The sequence below is a fragment of the Mycobacterium sp. shizuoka-1 genome (assembly GCF_002723835.1).
In the GTDB taxonomy this organism is placed as follows: Bacteria; Actinomycetota; Actinomycetes; order Mycobacteriales; family Mycobacteriaceae; genus Mycobacterium.
The window spans coordinates 51608-72295 of the sequence record NZ_BEWG01000040.1; the positions used below are offsets into that span (position 1 = coordinate 51608).

At 67.7% G+C, this 20688-nt stretch carries 14 protein-coding genes; 5 read left to right on the forward strand and 9 right to left on the reverse strand.

The features are described 5' to 3' along the window. Nucleotides 1-23: 23 nt before the first annotated feature. Both MSZK_RS13510 and MSZK_RS13515 read right to left on the reverse strand, forming a co-directional pair. Nucleotides 24-3230: an arabinosyltransferase domain-containing protein gene (locus MSZK_RS13510; RefSeq protein WP_099248587.1), complete on the reverse strand. Its 3207-nt coding sequence runs from the start codon at nucleotides 3228-3230 to the stop codon at nucleotides 24-26. Beyond that, the gene (locus MSZK_RS13515) at nucleotides 3227-6496 is read right to left on the reverse strand and encodes an arabinosyltransferase domain-containing protein (RefSeq protein ID WP_099248589.1); all 3270 of its coding nucleotides are present in this window, start codon (nucleotides 6494-6496) and stop codon (nucleotides 3227-3229) included. Before MSZK_RS13515 ends, MSZK_RS13510 begins: the two co-directional genes overlap by 4 nt. Nucleotides 6497-6781: 285 nt before the next feature. Between MSZK_RS13515 and MSZK_RS13520 the strand changes: the two genes are divergently transcribed. Continuing rightward, nucleotides 6782-8362 (forward strand): hypothetical protein, encoded by a 1581-nt coding sequence (locus MSZK_RS13520; protein WP_099248591.1) that lies wholly within the window; start codon nucleotides 6782-6784, stop codon nucleotides 8360-8362. Between the two features lie 11 nt (nucleotides 8363-8373). Further along, nucleotides 8374-9723 (forward strand): C39 family peptidase, encoded by a 1350-nt coding sequence (locus tag MSZK_RS13525; protein WP_142389921.1) that lies wholly within the window; start codon nucleotides 8374-8376, stop codon nucleotides 9721-9723. Here the strand turns inward: MSZK_RS13525 and MSZK_RS32325 are convergent. Continuing rightward, entirely contained in the window at nucleotides 9672-10043 is a 372-nt protein-coding gene (locus MSZK_RS32325) for a hypothetical protein (RefSeq protein ID WP_158230576.1), read from the reverse strand. The two genes, MSZK_RS13525 and MSZK_RS32325, sit on opposite strands and share 52 nt — an antisense overlap. Nucleotides 10044-10122: 79 nt before the next feature. On the opposite strand from MSZK_RS32325, the gene MSZK_RS13530 reads away from it, so the two are divergent. Further along, a complete protein-coding gene (locus tag MSZK_RS13530; protein ID WP_158230577.1) occupies nucleotides 10123-10947 on the forward strand; it encodes a C39 family peptidase in 825 nt (274 codons plus the stop codon). A 1-nt stretch (nucleotide 10948) separates the two neighbouring features. Here MSZK_RS13530 and MSZK_RS13535 read toward each other — a convergent pair whose 3' ends face one another. The 5 genes from MSZK_RS13535 to MSZK_RS13555 are packed head-to-tail and all read right to left on the reverse strand — an operon-like array spanning nucleotide 10949 to nucleotide 18699. After that, nucleotides 10949-14188: an arabinosyltransferase domain-containing protein gene (locus MSZK_RS13535; protein WP_199203319.1), complete on the reverse strand. Its 3240-nt coding sequence runs from the start codon at nucleotides 14186-14188 to the stop codon at nucleotides 10949-10951. A gap of 2 nt (nucleotides 14189-14190) precedes the next feature. Beyond that, nucleotides 14191-16044, reverse strand: a complete 1854-nt coding sequence (locus MSZK_RS13540) for a galactan 5-O-arabinofuranosyltransferase (protein ID WP_099248599.1) — start codon at nucleotides 16042-16044, stop codon at nucleotides 14191-14193. An 8-nt stretch (nucleotides 16045-16052) separates the two neighbouring features. Next, nucleotides 16053-16832 (reverse strand): decaprenylphospho-beta-D-erythro-pentofuranosid-2-ulose 2-reductase, encoded by a 780-nt coding sequence (locus tag MSZK_RS13545; RefSeq protein WP_099248601.1) that lies wholly within the window; start codon nucleotides 16830-16832, stop codon nucleotides 16053-16055. A gap of 19 nt (nucleotides 16833-16851) precedes the next feature. After that, nucleotides 16852-18261 carry an FAD-binding oxidoreductase gene (locus MSZK_RS13550; RefSeq protein WP_099248603.1) on the reverse strand — a complete coding sequence of 470 codons (1410 nt, stop codon included), beginning with the start codon at nucleotides 18259-18261 and terminating at the stop codon, nucleotides 16852-16854. A 27-nt stretch (nucleotides 18262-18288) separates the two neighbouring features. Further along, entirely contained in the window at nucleotides 18289-18699 is a 411-nt protein-coding gene (locus tag MSZK_RS13555; RefSeq protein WP_099248605.1) for a GtrA family protein, read from the reverse strand. Between the two features lie 138 nt (nucleotides 18700-18837). Here MSZK_RS13555 and MSZK_RS13560 point away from each other — a divergent pair, with 138 nt between their 5' ends. Further along, the gene (locus tag MSZK_RS13560; RefSeq protein ID WP_099248607.1) at nucleotides 18838-19461 is read left to right on the forward strand and encodes a metal-dependent phosphohydrolase; all 624 of its coding nucleotides are present in this window, start codon (nucleotides 18838-18840) and stop codon (nucleotides 19459-19461) included. Between the two features lie 6 nt (nucleotides 19462-19467). Here MSZK_RS13560 and MSZK_RS13565 read toward each other — a convergent pair whose 3' ends face one another. Next, complete coding sequence (locus MSZK_RS13565) at nucleotides 19468-20061, reverse strand: SHOCT domain-containing protein (RefSeq protein ID WP_199203320.1); 594 nt, start codon at nucleotides 20059-20061, stop codon at nucleotides 19468-19470. Nucleotides 20062-20128: 67 nt separating this feature from the next. Between MSZK_RS13565 and MSZK_RS13570 the strand changes: the two genes are divergently transcribed. Beyond that, nucleotides 20129-20563 (forward strand): pyridoxamine 5'-phosphate oxidase family protein, encoded by a 435-nt coding sequence (locus MSZK_RS13570; RefSeq protein WP_099248609.1) that lies wholly within the window; start codon nucleotides 20129-20131, stop codon nucleotides 20561-20563. The last annotated feature ends 125 nt before the right edge of the window (nucleotides 20564-20688 follow it).

Genomic DNA, 20688 nt, shown 5'->3' on the forward strand with positions numbered 1-20688 from the left:
TGGGCTACTGCAGTCCAGTCGGGCTACGGCTTGATTCTGATCGGCCCAGGCTTCCACAAACCGCTGCGAGTGGCCGTGCCCAGTTCGATCTGCGCGGGCTGGGCGTCGACGACCGTCTCGAACTGGCGCAGTGAACCCCAGTCGCGGCCCCAGTCATGCGACAGGTAGGTCGCCATCACATGGGCACGCAACAACAGGTCGGTGATCCCGAGCAGACCGCCGTTGCGGCCGTCCTCCCAGGTGTCGGTGTCCTGCTTCTTGGCCGTGTAGTCCGGGGTGATCCGGAACTTGGGCACCTCGGTGACACCGTTGGCGTGCAGCATCGGCTGCTGGCACGGGAAGGCCAGGCCCACCGCCCAGTCCATCAGCACCGGCTGGGTGCTGCCGACGAACTCCTGGACCGACCGCAGTTCGGGCACCCGGGGCGGGGTCACCGCCAGCCAGTCGCCCGGCGTCAGCGACCGGTCGGCGGCCACGATCCGCACCGTGGTGGCGTCAGCGGGGATCTCCGAGCGGGCGAAACGCAGGTTGCGCCACGACGGGGCCGGGCCGAGGTCGTAGGGGCTCACCCGGCCGGCGGGCACCGGTGCTCCGTCGGGGCCGGGCTTGCCGTACTCCAGCTCTACGGTCTGGCCGTCGGTGTAGCCGTTGAGCACGCTGCGCCCGGCGATGGTGCCCGCGGCGGTGACGACGACCAGGGGGTGGCCGGCGTCGTCGGGCGGCAGCTGGTACCACGCCGAGTTCAGCGTGGCGTCCTGCTGCGGGCCGACGACATAGCTACCCGCCAGCGCCACCCGCGCCGGGTCCAGCCCGTAGGGCAGCGGCACGGTCGACCCGTTGATGCCCGGGGTGTCGAGCTTGACCGGCTGGTCCCAGTCGTAATCGGTGCCCGGTTGCGGATTGGTCATCCGAATCGCTTCGGCGACAATGTGTTCCGGCACCCCGTTGGGGGTGAACCCGACGGGGGCGGCCCCGCCCAGCGGTCCGAGCGGGCCGTAATCCCCGGGCAGCGGGGTCAGGAAGCCGGCGTTGGCGTCCGGCTCGACCAGCACGTCGTCGGCCAGCCCGCAGCCGCCGGAGAACGAGCGCAGATTGGCCCAGGCGTTGGAATAGGTCGGGTATTGGCGCACCACACCGGCGGCCATCGAGCCGACGAACACGAGCACCATGAAGCCGGCGGCCAGCGGAATCGGCGCGGCGGTGACGGCCCGCGCCAGCCGGCCTTCGCCGTGGTCGCGGGAGTTGAAGTGCAGCCACACCGTGTAGACCGCCGACAGCGCGAACAGGGCGAAGAAGAGTGTGCTGACCGTGATTCCGGCGATCCGCGGCATCGCGTTGTTGAACGGGACCCCGTAGCTCGACACGTACCACCACCCGTTGGTGGTCGCGAAACACAGCGCGAGCAGGAAGAACACCGCCGTCACGACCGTCATCCGGTTGCGCGACCAGCGCAGCACCGCAGGCGATGCCAGCACGGTGGCCAGCGCCGCCATCGCCGCACCTACCGCAGCGAACAGTCCGAAGTGGTGCACCCACTTGGTGGGGGTGAACATCAGGAAGAACATCGTCGCGAAGATGACACCCATCAGCCGCCAGGCCGGCCCGCGGGCCACGCCGGGAACTCGCCTGCGGCGCAACATGATGAACATCGAGACGAACAGCGACAGCGCGGTGACGAGGAAGCCGAACCTGCGCGACAGCGAGCCGTCCACCGTCGGCAGGATCAGGTAGTAGTAGCGCAGGTTCTCGGTGTACCAGGCCTGGCTGGGCCCGATGTCGGTGCGAATCCTGGTCGCTTCCAACACCGTTGCCAGGGTCTGGTCGGCGAACACGACGGTCAGGATGATGGTGCCGGCCGCCAACAGGGGCAGCACCAGCGGCCAGGTGCCCACCACGGCGCGCCGGCGCACCAGGATTCGCAGGATCGGGCGGCCGCCGGCGATCAGCGCGGCAACCGCGATCAGACCGGTCGGCTGGATGCCGAGCGTGAACGCGGCGCTGATGATGGCGAGCGCGGCCGGGGTCAGCCGGCCCGAGATGATGGCCCGCTCGATCAGGACGTAGGTGATCAGCGCGCCTGTGGCGATCTGCCCTTCGGGGCGCAGCCCGTTGTTGAACGGCATCCAGGCCGCCATCAGCACCAGCCCGGCCGCCCACAGCGCGGGCCTGCTGGCGATCACGGCCGGTCCGAGTCGGGGCAGCACCTCGCGCGACAGCAGCAGCCAGCAGACCAGCGCGCAGATCAAGTCCGGCAACCGCATCCAGATGCTGGCGTCGCTGACGTGGGTCATCAGCGCCAGCACGTTGTAGAACCAGCCGAACGGGTCTTCGGGGCTGCCGAACCAGCGGAAGTAGTTCGACATATAGCCCGCGTGGTCGGCGACCCGGGCCATCTGCAGGATGTAGCCGTCGTCGGAGGAGTTGGCGCCCATCACGTGCCACACCAGGAAGCCGGCCACCACCGTCACGTCGACGGCGGTGAACGTGCGCCAGCGCTGCGGAATCCAGGAGTGCATGCGGCGACCGTCGAGGCGGTCCAGCCGCCACAGCGCGATCAGCGCGATCACCGTGGCGGTCATGGCCAGCAGCATCGCGGCCAGCTTCACCACCGTCGGCTTGGTGGAGAACCGGGTGTCGATCGTGGCCGAGACGCTCAACCCCGGCGGGGCCGGGCCCACCAGGTCGGTGAACACCCCGACGATCGCCGGTCGCAGGTTGGGGTCGGCGAACCCGCTACGCAGTTCCTTGCCGGTCTCGGGGTCGGTCAGGCCGACGAACGTCGCAAACGTCCCATCGGTGTTCGAGGTGATCTCGATGCGCGAACATCCCGCCAGCCGGGCTCGCGGCACGCTGGCCACCACCACGTTGCGGTCGGTGATGTCGACGCGCTGCGCGTTCACGTTGACGAACAGCGAATTCAGCGCCGCCTCTTTGCCTTTCTGCGGCGCCAGGCCCAGCACCAGGCCGCCGGCCGGGGGCATGGACCGGATCACCTCGCACGGCACGGTCGCGGTCACCGACACCGGCGCCTGCGAGATCAGCGGGGCGGTGACATTGCTCAGCTGGCCGGCCTGCGGCCAGTTCAGCGTCGCGGTGGTCTGCACCACCGGCAGTAGCGGGGTCAGCACCGAGAGCACGAATCCGACCAGGCCGGCGACCGCGGCAACCCAGCGGGTGATCGCCACGTCCCGGGCCGCGTCGCGTGCGTTGGCGGCGAGAGTCTGGGTCATGGCAGTGCCCTGATCGGTCCGCTACGGCTCCAACCGAATACCGACTTGGTGCCCTGGTCGATGACGGCGTCAGGGGCCTGCGCCGACGGCACCAGGCGGATGTAGCGCTCGATGGCGCCCCAATCGCGGTACCAGTCGTCACGAAGATACGTCGGGACCGTCGAGGTGGTCAGCAGTCCCTGGATGAACAGGAAAGGGCCACCGGCGCGGGCGGATTGCCACATGTTGCTCGACACCACCACCTGCTTGAGGTTGGGCAGGATCCGATACTCCGGCAGTTCGGCGACGCCGAGGTGTTCGGAGAACGGCCGCTGGCACGGGAAGTTCGCCGCGGTGGCGATGTCCATCAGCACCGGGGTCTGCGAGCCCAGGAATTGCTGGGCGGTCTCCAGCACCGGGACCCGCGGCGGGGTGAAACCGAACCACTGGTCGGTGCTCAAGTTCGGGTCGTCGGCGACGATGCGCGCGACGTTGGCCTCCGGCGGTGCCCATGCCATCGGGAAACGCAGGTTACGCCAAGCCTTTTGGGCGATGACGTCGATCGGCTGCACGGAGTTGAGCGCCTGGAAGCTGCCGTCCGGACGCTGCACACCCCACTGCAGTTTCAGCGACTGTCCGTAGTTGAACTGGCCCTCTTCGTCGTAGAACCAGATCGCGCCCGCGGCCGCGACGGTGACCAGCGGCCGGTCCGGGGTGCGCGGGGGAAGCTGGTACCACGCCGACGTGGCTTTGGCGGCAACGGTGTTCTCGTTATAGCTGCCCATCACCGGGGTGGTCTTGGGATCGAGTCCGAACGGCAGGAAGACTCGCGAGCCGTTGACGCCGACCGGTCCGTACCCGCCGCCGGTGCCCGCCGCGAAAGCGATCCCCGCGTTGGGCTTGTTGGGCGAGCCGTCGGAGTTGACGGTGCCGGGGTTGGCCACGAACGGCTCGGCCGGCTCCAGGGTGTCGCTGATCCCGTTGGGGGTGAAACCCACCGGGTTCTCCCCGCCGAGCGGACCGTACTGACCCCACTTCTGGCCCGGAACCGGCTGCAACATACCGGCATTGGGGTCCGGCTCGACGAGGACGGCATCGGCCATCGCGCAACTCGCCGAGGACAGGCCCGATTTCAGGGCGGACAGGTTGGCCGCTGCGGTGGTGTAGGCGGGATAGCGCTGTGCGAAGGCCTTGGTCATGGAGCCCACCTCGAGCAGCACCATGATGATCGCCACCACCAGCAGCGGGGTCGAGGCCAGCGCCCGGTTGCGCCCGGTGTTCTTGACCTCGGTGTGGCCGCTGTAGTCGATCCGGAAGTGCAGCCATCCGGCGAGCAGGCCGGTCAGGATCGCCAGCGCGAGGAACATCGTCGTCACCGGCTGATGCGCGATCACCGGCTGACGGTCGAACCACGGCACTCCGTAGCTGCCCACGTAGAACCAGCCGTTGGTGCCCGAGGTGGCCCAGGCCAGGACGAACAGCAGCGCCGTCACGTACAGGGCCAGGTTGCGCCGGCTGTGCAGCCCCACCCGGGCGAAGGTGAACGCGGTGACCGCGCCGAGCGCCCCGGCCAGGCCGGCGAACGCACCGAACTGCACGGCCCACTTGGTCGGGGTGAAGTGCAACAGCAGCAGGCCGATCGCGGTGCTGCCGATCAGCCGCCAGAGCGGCCCGTTGGCCACGCCGGGCACATGGCCGCGGCGCAGCAGCACCGCGAGCATGCCGAACAAGCACAGCAACATCACCAGCACGGCGAAGCGCCGTGTCAGCGAGCTCTCCACGTTGTCTTCGACGGTGAGGAAGTAGTAGCGCAGGAAGTCCTGATACCAGGCGATCGTCGGCCCGACGACATATTTGATCCGGGCCGATTCGGCGACGGCGGCCAGCGTCTGGTCGCGGAAGACGACGACGAAGATCACCGACAGCGAGGCAGCCAGCGCGGCCAGCGGCGCCAGCAGCCCGTCGACGGCGCGGCGAGCCTTGATGACGCCGGCGACGGCGCGGGCGCCCACCAACAGCGGTGCGATCGCGATCAGCCCCTGCGGGGCCAGCGTCACGCTGAACACCGCGACCACGATCGCCAGCGCGGCCGGAACCAGCCGCCGGGTGGCGATCGCGTTCTCCACCAGGATCCACGCCGCCAGCGCGCCGAACGCGATCAGCGGCTCGGGCCGCAGGCCGTTGTTGAACGGCAGCCAGGCCGCCAGGAACACCGCGCCCGCGGTCCACACCGCGACCCGGTTGAGTGCCAGCCGCCGCCCTAGCCGGGGCAGCACGCAGCGGCTCAGGATCAGCCAGGTGCCGATGCCGGCGATGGTGGCGGGCAGTCGCATCCACACCCCAGCGGTGCTGATCGCGGCGAGGTGGGCGAGCACCGACTGATACCAGTCGAACGGGGCTTCGGTGGCGCCGAAGAACCGGAAGTAGTTGGCGGTGTAGCCGGCTGAACCGGACACCCGCGCGATCGTGAGGTTGTAGCCGTCGTCGGAGGAGATGGCGCCGACCACGTGCCATGCCAGCAGCCCGCCGATCACCCCGATGTCGGCCAGCCAGGTGCCGACCGGGGCGCGGAGCAACCGCCGCCACGCTCCGCGGACATGCCTGCCGGACCGTCCGTCAAGAACTGCCAGCGCCAGCAGGGAGACCAGCACGCACACGACGCCCAGCACCATCGCCGCGATTTTCAGGGTGCCCGGGCTGGTGATGAAGCGGGTGTCGATGTCGATGCGCGCGGACAGGCCCGAGTCGGCGGGCACCTTCAAGTCGGTGAAGATGCCGTCGATGGCCGGCTTCTTCTCGGGCGCGAGCGTTCCGGTGGCACCCGGGATGCCGACGAAGTCGGCGCCGACGCCGCCCGGCCCGGCCCAGACGCGCAGATCGCTGCACCCACCGGCGGCGACGGCCGGGCGAGGCGCGACGGCGGCCACCGTGTCGCGGAAGGCAACGACGACCGTGCCGGCGTTGGCGCGCACGAACAAGCCGTTGCGGCTGGCGTCGATTCCGGCCGGCGGGATGGTGGAGAACACCAGGCCGCCGTCGGCGGGCAGGGTCGCGATGGCCCGGCAGGGAATCGACACGTCGAGGGACTGCGGAGCCCCCGACACCAACGGCGCGGTGATGTCGCTGACCATGCCGTCCGGGCCCGGCGCCTGCGGCCAGTAGATCGTGGCGGTGGTCTGGGTGACCGGCAGCAGCGGCACCACGCCGCACAGCAGCACACCGAGGATTCCTGCGACAACGGCGACGAGCCGGGCGATCCGGGGGGACTCGGCTTCCGCGCTTGGCACGAGGCTCGATGGTAGGCGACGAAGTTGTGTCAGCTCCGAAGGCCTGCGGGTGCCTCCGCGAATCGAGACACAACTGTTGGCGGGGCTGAGCAACGGGAGTTACCGAAATGTCCTCCCGAGACCGAGGCGCCCTCGCCCATGGGATCGAGACCGGCGTGACAGGTGGGTTCGCCCGTTGCGCAGACTCGCTCCGCCGGCCAACACGTTGCGGTACGGTCCGAAACCTGGGGATCTTACGGCGCGGACAATTTTCGGCGGCGCTGCCGGAAGTCCATAGGGGGGGTCGTGAACATCTGGACATCGGTCAAGTCCCTCACCGACGCGGGCCTGGTGGTCACCGTGGCGAGTGTGCTGGCATTTGCTCCGGCGGTCGTCGGCGAGCCACCGGCGCCCACCGTCCACCCGACAACGACCGCGCCGGCGGTCGATTTGGCGGCGGCTATCAGCCCACAGGACATCCAGGACGTTATCGATGCACTGCAAGGTGCCGCGAGCACCGTTGTCAGCGGTGCGGCCAAGCTGGCGATGCTGCCTGCGACGAACCTCGCGGACGGAGTGCTGGCGGTGCAGACCGCGAGCTTCGAATTCTTCACCGCGCTGATCAGCGAAACCGACAACCCGCAACTCAAGTCCCTGCTCACCGGGCTGCGGGGTGTGCAAGCAGCCAATCTCGCGTACCTGGTCACCGCCGCCGACGATCTCGAGGGCACTTCTCAGTTCTGGATCGACGACATGGCCTCGCTGATCCAGGACACCCTTGACCAGGCGATCGCCGCGACGGTCACCGCACTGGCCGGCGTGATCAACAACCCGCTCGCCCTCAGCAGTTACACGTCGCTGCTGGGTGCCGCCATCACGACAGCGTTCGACGGGGCCGGGAACCTGGTCTGGTTGGTCAACGATGCGCTGCAGCTTCCGATGGAAATCGCAGACTCGGGATTCTCCGATCTTGCCCGCGCGGCGACCTATTCGGTGGCCAACTGGAGCGACTTCGTCGGCGCGACCCTCATCGGCCTGGCGGATCAGACCGGTGTGTCGTTCATCGCAGGCCTGGCCAAGGCCCTGGCGGCGGTCACCACCACACCGATTTCGATCGTCGCCGAGGGACTGGGGGATATCGCGTATTGGACCCCGGTGTTCACCACCGTGATCGGTCCGGAGCAGATTGTCTATGCCACGGCCAACCTCGTCGCCCCGGTCTTCTACGGCTTGGCCAGCCTGGGGCAGGCCGTCACCACGATCGGCAAGGCTCCGACCAACCCCGTCAGTTACATCACCTCGCTGCAGGGATTCGTGACCGCAGGATTCAACGTGGGCAGCGAAGCAATCTGGTCGGTCAATCAAGTGGCCCAGATTGGTCCACAGGTTTTCAATTCTCTGCTCAACCCCACGGCCATCGCCCTGGATGCGTTCACCGAGGCGGTCGCCAACGTCGCATCTGGACTGCTTGCTGCCGGTGGTGCCCCGCAAAACGCCGTCGACGCACCGATCGCGTTCGCTGCCAACGCCTCCAACGCGATCTGGAACGCGACCGGCGCTGTGCTGAATACCTCTGCCGCAGTGGCGGACTGGATGCAGACCACCGCCAACCAGGCTATGGCGGCCAATAACGCCGTCGGTGAGCGGATCAATGACTGGCTCGGTGGCCTGGCCGGCTCGCCGCCGGCGGGCAGTGTCGTCGCGGCCAAGGCGCCCGAGCTCACACAGCTGGTCAAACGGCAGACCGCGGTGCCGGCGGCCAAGGCGAAGTCCGGTCTTGGCAGTCACAAGCCCTCCGTCGGCAGTTCCAAAACCGTCAGCAAGGGGTCGGACAAGAAACCCGGAGGCAAGGCCGGCAGTGCCCGGGGGCATCGCGCAGCCCGGTGAGGGGAGGCATTGTGTTGAACACGTCATCGGCGAGAGCCGGTCGCCGAATACCCGCGTGGGTGGCCGGCGCGGTGGTGGCGTTCGGTCTGGGGATGGCGCTGTTCGACGGCGGCGCTGTCGCCGCGGCCGACACCGGTTCGCCGGCTCACAGCGGCAGTGCCTCTGCGGGACCGACGCAGAAGCACAGTGCCGGCAGTGCGCGGGCGGCGCACAACGGGGCCTCAGCGCGTGCAGTGACGTCCGGCGGATCCAAGTCCGTTCCGGTGGCATCGCGGACGGTCCTGGCCCCACGCACCGCGGCCGTCACCTCGTCGAGTGATCGCGCAGCATCCGCGAGGACGGCGCCGCTGGAATCACTGGCACGCCAGCTTCGGTACATCTTCGCCAACAAGGCACCGACAGTCGAGGTCGACGATCAAGTCGAAAACCCGGACGGCACCGTCACCGGAACCCTCACCGGGCAGAGCAACAATGGATTCGCGCTCACGTATTCGCTGGGTCGCAAACCGCAGCACGGCACCGTCGACGTGAACGCCATGACCGGCGCTTACGTCTACACCCCTGACGGCAACCTGCCGCCCTCGGCAGTCGTCGATGAGTTCTCCATCATCGCCAACAACGGAACCGCCGCTCGTCTGCCGGGCCTGCTGGGGGTTGCGCAGAATCTGGTGCATTCGCTGGCTGTCGGGCTCGGCATCTCCGCCAAAGACATCGATGAGGCCGACATCGCGGTCAGTCTGATCGGACAGACTGTCGTCGGCAATCCGCAGACCAAGGTGCAGTACTGGCAGGCGGAGAGCCTGCAAACCTCGGCGTTGACCGTGGTTGGCATGGTCATCGGCCAACTCACCCAGACGATGCCCACCCTGGATTCGTTGAAGGCCTTGGCCGCAATGACCAACAGTGTGACCAATACCCAGAAGAACCCTCAGACGGGCGAATCCACCGGTGTGCCCCTCAAGATGTACACCGGCCCCAAAGACACGGTCGCCGATGCCGACGGCAATCAGCTGCTGGCAATGCGCGGGATCAGGATCACCGGCACCTACTACTCGAAGTCCGGAGGAGTGGCCACGGCGCTGGCCAACCTCACTACCGCTCTGGCGCAAGGCAAGTCGGTCATCGCCTCGATATCGACCAATGGCGTCAATGCGGAGACGGGTCAGATCGAGAAGGACGAGCATGTGGTGACAGTTCTCGGCTTCGACTTCACCAAACAGCTGGTGTACATCAACGACGGGGCGCTGCCAAACGGTGGCCAGAACCTCACCATGAAGCTGGACGCCTTCATCGCTGCGTGGGGGCCCATTTACACCACGGTGGTTGCCGAGCTGGCGCCGACGGAGACGACAAGTGACTGAATCGAATTCGTGCGGACAAGGGTTGGGGGGAAGATCATGACCTGCAAGCGGCGGGTCCCGCGGATCGCGACCATCGCCTTCACGGTGGGCGCGGGATTGTGCATCGCCGCCGGCGCCGGAAGTGCGGTGGCGTCGGGGTCGACCGGAGATGCAGACCACTCACCATCGAGCGCATCGTCGGCCAGGGGCGGCTCGGTGCAGACGCCCTCATCAGTGCGGAAATCGTCCGGGTCCAAACCCGCCCTTGTTCTGCGAGCTCCGGACAAGTCAGAACCGGTATCCGCCCGCTCGGCAGTCAAATCCAGTGCCGCCAACAGCATTCCACGACATCTGACTCTTGTCAGCTCCGCGCCGACGGCAACGCAGTCCCGGGCTGCCTCCACGACGGCGAGCCGGGTGGTGGCCCCGCGACTGCCCGGGCTGCCGACTCCGGTGCAGGTCCAGCAAGCGATCCGGGGTGCGTTCGAGGCATTGGGCCGAGATCTCAACCGGCTCTTAACCATCCGCGCGGCAGTGACACCCGCCGCGAACCCGGCCAAGGGATGGAACCCGCAGCCCGGCGACATCATCGTCGGCAACATCGCCAACAAGAAGTACTGGGAAAATCAGGGCGACAGCAATACCTGTGTGCTCATGTCGACCGCGATGGTGATCGGCCAACTCACCGGCAAGATGCCCAGCAAGCGCGAAATCGTCGCAGAAGCAGCGAACACGCCCAGCGCGATCGGTCGCACCGGAATCGAGGTGAAGACGCAGCGGACCCGCAACGGGATGATCTACCAAACCGAGATCGACGAATTCGTGTATTACGCAGACAGTCTGCAGATCTTGTACAACCACAAGATCGCGGCCAAGGCCACCTATTACACGAATGATCAAGCTGACCGAGCGATGAACGACCTCGTGACAGCGCTGGGGAACGGCGAGTCGGTCATCGTCACGATCAACTCCGACGTCAGAGAGAGCGTGATAGCCGACCGGGGTGCGTTCACCGGAGGCACGGTGACCGCTGACCACGCGGTAACCGTCATCGCAGTCAATGTCACTCAGAAGAAGGTGTACATCAACGACACCGCGCTGGATCCCGGACAAGGTAACCCGCTGGAGTTGAGCTACGAGGGCTTCACGAAGATCTGGCAGCCCAGCCAATACACGTTGATCACCGCTCATGTCGCAGCACCGGGGGAGCTGTCAGCGCCTGCTCAACTCCAGCCGGCCGCGTGAATCACGTCGGCCGCAACGGAGCCGGGCTCCACAACCCGCTGCGGGTGGCGGTTCCGAGGTCCAGCCGGGCGGGTTGCGCGCCGGGGTAGAACGGGTTGAGCCGCTGCAGCGCGCCCCAGTCCCGGAACCAGTCGTCGCGCAGGTAGCTGGGCACCGTGGTGGCGCGGTACAGCAGCTCGCTGATACCGAGCGGACCGCCGCCGATGTTGTCCATCACCGGGGAGTTCGCCTCGGCGCCGAAGCGGTCCGGCAGGATGCGCCACTTCGGCGGCTCGATCACGCCGTACTGATGTCCGAACGGCCGCTGACAGGGGAAGGCCAGACCGACCAGCCAGTCCAGCAGTACCGGATCCTGCGATCCGACGACGTCCTGAAGGGTGCGCAGCGCGGGGATGCGCGGCGGGGTCAGTGCGATCCAGTGTTGTGGGGACAGGTCGTCGTCGGTGGCGACGAGCCGGATCATGGTGGCCTCGCGCGGAAGCGCGGTCAGCGGGACTCGGAGGTTGCGCCACGCCGGCGCCGCGCCGATGTCGCCGAAGATCGCCGAACCGCCGGGTTTGCCGTCGGCCGCCTGCTGGTCGGTGGCCCATTGCACCTGAACCTCGTCGGGATCGAAGCGCCCTGCCGCCGCCACCACCAGCAGCGGGGAGGACGTCCAGTCCGCGGGCAGCCGGTACCAGGCCGAGCGCAGCACGGCGGGCTGCTGAACGCCCGAACGCCAGCTGCCCATCACCGGAGTGCGCGACGCGTCCAGGCCATACGGCAGCCTGGCGCGTGAGCCGTTGACCCCTCCGACGGCGGTGGTGCCCCCCTCGGTTCCCGCCTCGCTGCTGGTGACCACGCCGTCGGTGTCGGCGAAGTTGCCGCCGCCGGGCGGTTCCATCACCGGATCGGCCGACACGTCGGCGGGAATTCCGCCGGAGGTGAAGCCCTGTGCCGTCGTTGCGCCGAGCGCGTCGCCGACCGACACCCCGGTGATCGGGGTAAGGATGCCGGCGTTGGGGTCCTCCTCGACGAGAACGTCGTCGGCCAGCCCGCACGTCTTGCCGGTGAGCGCCTGCAGGTTCGAGCGGCCGACCGACCATGCCGGCCACTGTTCGGTCATGCCCAGCGTCAGCGACCCGACCTCGAAGATCACCAAGAGCCAGGCCATGATTGCCAGCGGGGAGCCCACGATGGGCGAGAACCAGCGCGGTGGCCCGGCATCGCCGTTGTCGCGGCCCGAGAAGTGGAACCATGCGGCCACCAGCAACGCCAGGACGGTCAGCCCCAACAGGATCGTGGTGAACCCGAAGTGCCACTCGGGCATCTGGTTCGACCACGGCACGCCGAAGTTGGACACATACCACCAGCCGTTGACGCTGGCGAACGACAGCCCGGTGACGAACAGGACCGCGGCGGCGAAGATCGCCCGGTTCCGTCGGGATCTCAGCACGTGCGCGGTGACCGCGACGGCGGCCAACGCGCCCAGCGACCCGGCAAGCCCGGCGAACACGCCGAAGTGATGCGTCCACTTCGTCGGGGTGAACATCATCGCGATGAACGAGATGATCGTGATCCCGATGATGCGCTTGCTGGGGCCCGCCGCGGTTCCGGGGATGTGGCCGCGACGCAGGATCATCGCCACCGAGACGGCCAGCGCGACCAGCAGGGCCAGGACCGCGAATCGGCGTGCGATCGATCCGTCGGGGCTGGCCATGAACAGCCGTTCGTAGCGGATGTGCTCGTCGAACCAGCTCAGGCTCGGTCCGACGGCCGATTTCAGCACGTTGGCCTGCACCTCGCCGACCAGGGTCTGGTCCCGGAAGATCAGGATGATCGTCACGGTGGCCGCGGCCAGGATCGGCGCCAGCAGCGGCAGCAAGCCGAATTGGCGGGACCGGCGGTGCAGGATCGTGCGCAGCGGGCCGACAGCCACCAGCAGCGCGCCGATCGAGGCGATCCCGGTCGGCCCGGAGAACAATGTCAGCGCACCGATGATGCAGGCGAACGCCACCGGCAGCAGGCGGCTGGTGGCCACCCCGCGTTCGACCGAGCACCAGGTGAGCAGGATGCCCAGCGCGATGATCGGTTCGGGCCGCAGGCCGTTGTTGAGCGGCAGCCAGAACACCAGGAACATGCCGGCGGCGGTCCAGATGGCGGCGCGGCTGGTCTTGACCGCGTGGCCGAGGCGGGGGATCACCTCCCGGCTGATCAGCCACCAGCACACCAGTGCCATCGCCAGTGTCGGCAACCGCATCCACACGCTGCTCGTGGAGACGTGCGACCACAGCGCCAGCAGGTCGTAATACCAGCCGAACGGTGCTTCGGGGGTGCCGAACCAGCGGTAGTAGTTGGCCATGTAGCCGGCGTGTTCGGACACCCGCGCCATGGTCAGGATGTAGCCGTCGTCCGAGGTGTTGGCGCCGACGAAATGCCACCACACCAGGACCGCGAAAACCACGCCGTCCAGTGCGCTCAGTGACCACCACCGTGACGGCAGGAAGCGCCGCTGTCGAACCCCGTCAGCGCAGTCCATCACGTGCAGCGCGATCAGCGCGATGAGCGTCAGTGCCACGCCGAGGACCATCGCGGCCATCTTCAGCGCGGTCGGTGCGCTGCTGTAGCGGGTGTCGATGGTGGCGGACAGTTTCAGCCCGGGCGGCGCCGGGCCGGTCAGGTCGGTGAAGACGCCGACGATCTGGGGCCGGAAGTCGTATCCGCTTCGCTCACCCTTGAGCGGCGCGCCAGGGTCGTCACTGTCGGCTCCCTGGGTGAGGCCGACGAACTCGGCGGTCACCTTCTCCGCGTGGGCGGTGAACGTCAGTTTCTGGCAGGCCGGGCTGAGCACTTGGCGCAGCGGTGCGACGACGACGGGGGTGTTGCGGACAACGACGACGAGGGCGTCGTTCGCACGCTGGATCAGCAGACCGCGGTCGACGGCCTTGGGCGCCTGCTTGGGGACGGTGGACAGCAGCACGGTTTTGCCGGGGGTGTCCAGCCCGGCGGCCGCACTGCAGGGCACGTCGATGGTCAGGTCGGTGGCCACATAGCTGATCAGGGGTGCCGTCACGCTGTTGAGCACGCCGTTTTGCGGCCAGTTCAATTCGGCGGTGGTCTGCTTCACCGGCAGTACCGGCGTCAGGATGGCCAGCGCGGCGCCGAGCAGGCCGGCGACGACGGCGACGAGACGGGCGGTCCGGTAGTTCGCCCGCGTCTGGTCCACGGGTCTAGATGGTAATTGGCCGGGCGGGGCGTCCATCGCTACGGATTCCGGATCGCCAGCACGAACGGCCCGATCGTCTTGACGGTGAAATGCGGGCCGCTGAACAGCTTGCCGTCGAACTCGACGGCGTAGCGCCGCACGTTGGGCTGGTTCGGGTAGACGTCCTGGGCCAGACGCAGGGTGTAGGTGTCGTTGGCGCCGCGGCGCATGAGAAACACCGTCGGCGGCTGCCAGGGCAGCGTGTCCAGCGCGTGGACCAACTCATCGGCGTTCTTCAGGTCGGCCCAGGATTCGATGGCGGCGGCCCGCCGCTCGAACTCGGCCAGCGGGTTGGCGTAATGCGAGGTCAGGCCCTGGAACCCGTAATAGGGGTAGTAGGACAGGAAGCTGTAGTCGGCGGTCAGTACCACGGTGTCCTCGCGTGGCCGGCCGGTCGCCCGCAGGATCGCGGCGTCGACCTCCGGGTAGTACTTCTCGGCCCCGGGGGGCCGCCGATCGCCGCGCTGACCGTAGCCGTCGGTGTCGGTGTAGGCGACGGTCAGGTCGGGCCGAAGCACGTCGGGGATGTCCTGGCTGAACCCGATTGCCCCGATCAGCCCGATGGCCGTGCCGACGCCGATGACCTTGCGGGTGCTGCGCGTCGCGAGTGCCAGGGTCACCTCGATGAACCCGAACACCCCGGCCGCCGAGAGCAGGACGGTCAGCGTGGGCTGCAGGCGGAACGACAGCAGCGTGGTGCCGACCAGTGTGGTCAGCATCGACAGCACCGACCAGCCGTAGACGGTCAGGACGCCGATGGCCAGGGCCGCGGCCCGGGTCGACGAGCGGGCCCGCCACACCAGCCAGAGCGTGCCGAGCATGCACAGCGCGCCGAGCAGCGAGAACTGCAGCATCGGGAAGGTGAGCACCGCCCCGTCGGCGGGCAGGTAGTGCTGGGCGCTGCCGGTGTCGCTCATCGGCTGGCGCAGAGCCCGCAGCACGAACGGCAGCCAGGTGATCAGGGCGATCAGGATGGCGATCAGCGCGATCAGCGCCAGCCGCAGCAGCGGTTCGAGGCTGCGGCGGGCGATCGCCACGATGACCGCCATGGCCACCACGGTGAAGGCGGTGTAGCCGAGCAGCAGGGTGTAGAAGGTGGCGGCGACCCCGAGGAACAGTCCGACGCCGCCGACGGCCGCCCAGCCGCCGCCTCTCGTCTTGCCGCGCAGCCCCGACCAGGCCAGCACGAGCACCGGCGGGATCAGCACGGTGATCGTCGCCGCGTAGGGCTCCGGTGAGCTGTACGCCAGCGTCACCGCGGCGGTGGCGACGGTCACGATCAGCGCGTATTCGAAGCGCACCAGTGCCGACCACAGCGTCATGGCCAGCACCACGGCGATCGCGATGGAGACGATGGCCCAGGGTTTGAACATCTCCCAGGCCGGCGTTCCGGTCAGGGCCGCCGCGCGGCCGCCGATCCAGAACCAGCCGGCCGGATAGAACGTCGGTAGGCCGGCGTAGGTCATGTCGTGCAGGGCGGGACTCTGGGCGAGCCGGCTGAGGTATTCGGTGCGGAACTGCTGATCGACGGAGATGCCGAAGAGGTAGAGCCGGGTCGCGCCGAGCGGCATGCCGAGGGTGACCACCGTGAACGCGGACAGGAACACCGAGGCGGCGATGCGCGCCACCCACTGGTGGCCCCTGCGCCACACGAATCCGGTACCCAGTAGCAGCACCAGGCAGCCGACCTGGCCGACGGTGGTCAGCGCGTGCAGCTGATTCGACGACGGAAACGCCGGCCACTGCACCCGGGATATCGCGATCAGCGCGATCACCGAAACGGCCACGGCCACAGCCACTGCCGCGATCATCTGGCCCACGGTGGCCAGCGCGTTCTTGCCCACTAGGCCCATGGGTGCGGTTAGATCGGCAGTTTGCGGAAAATGGGCCGCGGGATGTGCCGCAGCACCGACATCAGCACGCGCACCTGGCCTGGCGCCCACACCAGGTCCTTACCCTTGGCTGCCGAGGCCACCGCGAGCTCGGCGACGTCTTCGGCGTTCACTGTGAACGGCGCTTCCTTGGCGCCGGTGGCCTTCCAGTGCTCCAGCGTGGTGGTGGTGCGCACCTGGCCGGGCCGGATGACCAGCACGTGAACCCCGTACTCGCGCAGGGCTTCTCCGAGTCCGAGATAGAAGCCGTCCAGTCCGGCCTTGGTGGAACCGTAGACGAAGTTGTTGCGGCGTACCCGCTCGCCGGCCACCGAGGACATCGCGATGATCTGCCCGAAGCCCTGAGCGCGCATCCTTTCGCCGATCAGAACACCCACCGAAACCGCGGCGGTGTAGTTGATCTGGGCGCTCAACACCGCCTTGGACTGGTTCTGCCACAGCTCCTCGGCATCGCCGAGAATGCCGAAGGCCACGATGGCCACATCGACATCGCCGTCAGCCCAGGCGGATTCGATGACCGCGGGGTGGCTGGCGGTGTCGAGGGCGTCGAAGTCCAGGTATTCGACCGACTTGGCGCCGGCCGCCTCGAGCTGGGCGATCGCGGCGTCCCGCTTAGGTGCATTCGGCAGGTCCGCCAGGATGACCCGGGCTTTGGCGTTGCGCAGGTAGCGCGCGACAATGGCCAGGCCGATCTCGGATGTTCCGCCGAGCAGCAGGATTTTTTGGGGATTGCCAGTGGCGTCGATCATGTTTTCCAGCGATGCCTTTCTACAGAAGTTCGAGTCGGCGCGCCATGTCGGAGGCGAATACACCATTGGGATCGGCCTTGCGGCGCACGGCAATCCACTCATCGACCCGGGGATACATCTTGTGGAAATTCTCCGCGCTGACCCGCGAATCCTTGGCGGTGTAAACCCGGCCGCCGAATTCCATTGCACGTCTGTCGAGTTCGTTGAGAAACTCGTTGACCCCGGCCTTCATCGGGAAATCCATCGCGACGTTCCAGCCCGCCATCGGGAAGCTCAGCGGTGCCTTGTTACCGGGGCCGAACAGTTTGAAGACGTTGAGGGCCGAGTGGTGCCCGCTGGTCTGGATCCACCGGATGATGTCCTTGAACTCGTCCAGGGCATCCGGTGGCACGAGGAATTGATGCTGTGCGAAACCCGCTGGGCCGTAAGCGTTGTTCCAGCCGCTGACCAGGTCGAGCATGTGGTAGAACTGCGACAGGTTCATGATCTTGCCCTGGTAGGTGCCACCCAGGCGGTAGTACACCTCGCCGATCGCGCTGAACGACAGTTTGTTCATGGCACTGACCGGGAAGATGTCGGGCACCGTAAGAAGCTGCGGCGCATCGAACTTCAACGGATTCTTGGCGAGCTTGGCGGGCAACTGGTCGAGCCTGGCCAGGCTGCCCCGGCTGACCGCGGCGCGGCCCAGCTTGGGCGGCGGGCTGATCAGATCGAACCAGGCGCTGGAGTAGGTGTACTTGTCCTCGCTGCCGTCCAGATGCACGGCGATGGTCTCGTCCAGGTTCGCGGTGCTCACGCCGTCGGCGATGAAATACGCGGTCTCGGTGCGGGTCATCGCGATCCGGGCGCGGATCACGATGCCGGTCAAGCCGTTTCCGCCGACCGTGGCCCAGAACAGCGCCGTCTCTTCGTCTGTGCCGCCGGTTGGGGTGAGCGTGCGGACCTCGCCGTCGGCCATCAGCAGGTCCAGCGACAGCACATGGTTGCCGAAACTGCCCGCGCTGTGGTGGTTCTTGCCGTGGATGTCCGATCCGATCGCGCCGCCCACGGTCACCTGCCGGGTGCCCGGCAGCACCGGTACCCACAGACCGAACGGCAGCGCTGCCTTCATCAACTGGTCCAGGCTCACCCCGGCGTCGACGTCGGCCACCGCGGTGTCGGCCGACAGCGAGTGGATCCGGTTCAACCGGGTCATGTCGACGACGATGCCGCCGCCGTTGCAGGCGTGGTCACCGTAGGAGCGGCCCAGGCCGCGGGCGACGATGCCCCTGCGCAGGTATGACGGGCTGGTGGAATCGGCCGCGGCCACCTCACGGACGGCAGCAGCGATCACCTCCACGTCGGGTGTGGACAAGACCTGCGCCACGCTCGGCGCGGTCCGGCCGAACCCGGTCAGGGAACGCGGCGTCAGGGGGAGTGCGGTAGCCATATCAGTGCCAAAGGTTACCCGGCGCGCCTATTTCAGCCGGAATATCACTGCTCGCTGCACCACGAAGTTGATGACGGTGGCGGTGCCCTGGGCGATCACGAAGGCGACCGGAACCTGCCACGGCTGGCCGGCGAACTTCAGATAGAACAGGTAATTGATGCCGACCTGGACCGCGTAGGTGAGCGCGTAGAGGGCGATCACGGCGACGAAGCGGGCCGTACTGGGCGGCGCCTGGAACGTCCAGCGGCGGTTGATCAGGTACGCGGTGGTGGTGCCGGCGATGAAACTCAGGGTCTTGGCGACGTTGACCTGCAGTCCGAGTTTGAGGAACAGCACGTAGAGGCCGAAGTCGACGATCGCCGACAGCCCGCCTGTGACGATGAACCTGAACACCTGGGTCTTTAGGCTCAGGGGCGTCGACGGGGCGAGTTCGGACACCCCGGAAGCTTACTTATCAACCCGGGTCGCTTCGCTCCTGCCCGCCGTGCCGATACCCCGGGTCGCTTCGCTCCTGCCCGCCGTGCCGATACCCCGGGTCGCTTCGCTCCTGCCCGCCGTGCGGTGCACCATGGTGGTGTGCAGGATCTGGTAAAGGCCTGGGCGACGCTGCTGTCCCGGCACACCTCCAACCCGGCGGCGCCCGCCGTCGGACGTGACCTGATCGCGTCCTGGGCCGAACCGCACCGCCGTTATCACTCCGTCGACCATCTGCGCGACATCCTCGCCAGGGTGGAGGAGCTGGCCGGGTTCGCCGACGATCCCGACGCCGTCCGGCTGGCGGCCTGGTATCACGACGCGGTCTACGCCGGCCTCCCCGACGACGAGGACAACAGCGCCCGTCGCGCCGAGCAGGACCTGACCCGGCTGGAACTGCCACCACAATTGGTCGACGAGGTGGCCCGGCTGATCCGGATGACGATCACCCACGACCCCGCACCGGGTGACCACAACGGCGAGGTGCTCTCCGACGCCGACCTGGCCGCGCTTGCCTTGCCGAGCGACGCGTACGCGCGCAACAGCGCCGCCATCCGCGCCGAATACGGTCACGTCCCCGACGACGCGTTCCGCCGAGGTCGGGTGCAGGTCCTGGTGTCGCTGCTGGGTGGACCCGGTGTCTTCCGCACCGCATATGCCCGCCGGCAATGGGAGGAGCAGGCGCAGGGCAATCTGCGTGCGGAGTTGGCGACGCTGACCGAGTGACGAGGTCTACGGCTCGGACAGAATGCGCCGCTTCTGCTGTTCGAACTCCTCGTCGGTGATCAGGCCGCGGTCCTTGAGCGCCGCGAGCCGTTCCAGCCGGTCGACGGGGTCGTTGGATCGCGGTGGCGTGCCGGCCTGAACCTGCATCGCGGCCGTCGCGTGTTGCTGCATCTGTTCGCGAAAGCCGTCTGGGTCGACGATCGCCTGGCGGATGACGTCGGTCATCGGCATCCCCATCACCTGCGCGCCACTGAGGTCCGGGCGGGCACTGGTGATGGCGTCGATCGCCGCATCCGCGGTCGATGCCGGCTGTGGATCGAGTTCGACCCGGCTGTGGTCGCCGGGGTCGTAGAGCACGGCGACCCGAGTGCCGGGCCTCGGGTGGTTGGTCTGCGGGAGCAGGGTGTGCGCAGTTGCGTCGAACGGCGGCTCGCCGTCGGGCAGCACCCGAAGTTGGAGCTCCCAGCGAATCTCGCTGTTGCCCATCAGGTTCGGGCTTCCGGCCGTGACCGACAGTGCGGTCTGCTCGGCGCTGAGCACCTCGGCGTAGGCCCGCAGACCGACTTTGCGCAATCTGCGACCGAATCCGAACACTCTCATCAGCCTCCTCGGCGAAGGGTCATTCGACCCTATGCGCATCGCTGCTTGCCGGGGGAAAATCTCGCGCATGACTGTGGAACAGGATCCGATCACGGTACTCAGCGACGACGAGAGCTGGGATCTGCTCAAGAGTGTCGCACTGGGTCGGCTGGTGACCCGGATCGGCGATCAGCTTGAGATCTTTCCGGTGAACTTCGTGATCCAGGACCGCACGGTGCTGTTCCGGACCGCCGAGGGCACCAAGCTGTTCGGCACGGTGATGAACGACAAGGTGCTGTTCGAGGTCGACGACCACACCACCGTCGGAGGCTGGAGTGTGGTGATCCGCGGGACCGCACACGTACTCACCGCAGCCGACGAGATCCACGAAGCCGACCGTGCCCAGCTGTTGCCCTGGGTCGCCACCGAGAAGCTCCGGTATGTGCGGATCACGCCAAACGAGTTGTCCGGCAGGCGATTTGTCTTCGGCCCCGAGCCTGAGCCGGGAGCGTACTCCAGCTAGAACGGTGGTGGGCGCGTCCGTTCGGCGACGCGTTTGTCGTTGAGTGCGCGTTCGGTTGTGATGCGGTGGGCGCGTTGGGCGGCCCGGGTTTGTCGTCGGGTGGGCATCATGGTGCCGATGGTGGG